At 63.5% G+C, this 2365-nt stretch carries 1 protein-coding gene; it reads left to right on the top strand.

What is annotated here, in order from left to right:
• The first annotated feature begins 475 nt into the window (after positions 1-475).
• Positions 476-2260 carry a reverse transcriptase domain-containing protein gene (locus tag ACFVU7_RS45090; RefSeq protein WP_388052552.1) on the top strand — a complete coding sequence of 595 codons (1785 nt, stop codon included), beginning with the start codon at positions 476-478 and terminating at the stop codon, positions 2258-2260.
• Positions 2261-2365: the final 105 nt, after the last annotated feature.

The raw sequence follows: 2365 nt of genomic DNA, 5'->3' as shown, positions 1-2365 counted from the left end.
TCTTGGGTCTGATGGCTTACCCGATCCGGAAACGGTGACGGGACCAGAGCATGCCAGGAAAGCGATAACCAGGCTCAGGTATCGGAGATGGGGTATCGCGAGACCCGTGTGGCACGGTGAAAGCTGGATTGCCTGAACCCCAATCACCAGAAGACTGAAGGTCGAGTCCGCCGGAAAGATACCCGAAACCGGCGCCGCGCTCTGCGACGGCTTGATGGAATGGTCGACGCAACCTCCGGAGTGCGGAGCGATGCCCAGCGAGGGCATTCAAGGTGATGAGTGGGGCACCTAAACCACGCTATGACGTACGACAAGGACGAACATGGGATCGCCTACGGGAAGAGATCTTCCTATGGCGACGGAGGCCCCGTAGTAGTCGCCGGAGTCACGACCGGCCAAGGAGGACGGGAAAACCGTCCACATCGGGCGAAGGGGGCCAGGTGATCGGACACCCAAGAAACGGGAGGTATGCGTAATGCAGAGCGCCGAAACGGTGCTGGGTGTCCTGCGTGAACGCGGCAGGCGCGGCCTGCCGTGCAATGAACTGTATCGACAGCTGTTCAATCCGCAGTTGTATCTGCTGGCCTACGGGCGTCTCTACTCCAACAAGGGGGCGATGACACCCGGGGTCTCCGGGGAGACCGTGGACGGCATGTCGCTGGGCAAGATCGAGCACGTCATCGACGCGCTGCGCCACGAGCGTTACCGATGGAGCCCAGCCAGGAGGGTCTACATCCCCAAGCAGCGGGACCGCGCGAAGCTGCGCCCGTTGGGCCTGCCGCCGTGGTCGGACAAGCTCGTCGGCGAGGTGGTGCGGCTTCTTTTGGAGGCGTACTACGAGCCGACGTTCTCCGACTCATCTCACGGTTTCCGTCCCCGAAGGGGCTGCCACTCCGCCTTGCGCGACGTGGTCAACACCTGGACGGGGACAGCCTGGTTCATCGAGGGTGATATCGCCCAGTGCTTCGATCGGCTTGACCATGAGGTCATGCTCCGAATCCTGGGTGAGCGAATCCACGACAACCGGTTCCTACGGCTGGTGCGCAACATGCTGAAGGCCGGATACATGGAGGACTGGGTCTGGAACGCCACGCACAGCGGGACACCGCAGGGTGGCGTCGTTTCACCGATCCTGTCCAATATCTACCTACACAAGATGGACGAGTTCGTCGAGAAGGTTCTGATCCCGGAATACACCCGAGGAAGAGTCAGGCAGTCGAACCGCGCCTTTTACCGGGTGTGGGGAGCAATGCAGCGCGCTCGCAAACGCGGCGACCGCACCCAGGTGCGGGAACTGCGCAAGCAACTCCACGGCACGCCGAGCATGGATACTCAGGATCCCGGCTACCGGCGGCTGCGGTATGTGCGCTACGCCGACGACACCCTGCTCGGATTTGCCGGACCGAAGGCAGAAGCCGAGGAAATCAAGATGCGTCTGGCGCAATTCCTGCATGACGATCTCAAGCTGGAATTGTCGCCGGAGAAGACCCTCATCACGCACGCCCGCACCCAGGCGGCGAGGTTCCTCGGCTACGAAATCACCGTGCTCCACAACGACCGCAAGGTCTCCGGCAGACGACGCTCTGTCAATGGGACCATCAGTCTGCGTGTCCCCCGTTCGGTGGTATCTGCCAAGCAGGCCCTGTACAAGGAGCGCGGCAAACCCGCGCGTCGGCCCGAACTGCTGAGCCAGGACGACCACGTCATCATCAGCACCTACGGATCCGAGTACCGGGGCATCGTCCAGTACTACCTGATGGCCGGCGACGTCTTCCGACTCGCCCGGCTGCAATGGGTCATGGAGACCTCGATGCTGATGACGCTCGCCAACAAGCACCGTTCGTCGGTGTCGAAGATGGCCCGCAAGCACGCGGCGACCATCGAGACGCCGTACGGGCCGCGCAAGTGCTTCGAGGCCCGCGTCGAACGCATCGGCGGGAAACCACTGGTCGGTCGGTTCGGCGGGATCCCGCTGCGACAGAACAAGAAGACGGTCATCAACGACCGCTGGCTGGCCCCGGTCAACACCAAACGCAAGGAGCTGGTCACCCGGCTTCTGGCCGGGCGGTGCGAGGCCTGCGGGCGCATCGACGAGGTGGAGGTCCACCACGTCGCCAAGCTCGCCGACCTCGGACACCCGGGCAACCGGCCTCCGTGGGCAGATCTCATGGCCGCGCGGCATCGCAAGACCCTTGTGGTCTGCGGAAGTTGCCACGTGGACATCCACGGCAGCAGACCTGTCCCAGCACTCACGCAGTAGTCACCGGAGAGCCGGATGCCCGGAAAGCGGGCACGTCCGGTTCGGAGGGAGGCCGGACGAAAAAGGACCTGCTCAGCAGGCACCTCGCCGTCCGGCCGACCCTAC

This window comes from Kitasatospora sp. NPDC058046, from assembly GCF_042885595.1.
Taxonomy (GTDB): domain Bacteria; phylum Actinomycetota; class Actinomycetes; order Streptomycetales; family Streptomycetaceae; genus Kitasatospora.
Note: the sequence above shows the minus strand (reverse complement) of the source record. Positions and strands in the feature narration are given on the sequence as shown.

What these genes read in the sequence shown, in the direction of transcription:
- ACFVU7_RS45090 (WP_388052552.1), top strand. Translation starts at nt 476, where the DNA reads ATGCAGAGCGCCGAAACGGTGCTGGGTGTCCTGCGTGAACGCGGCAGG.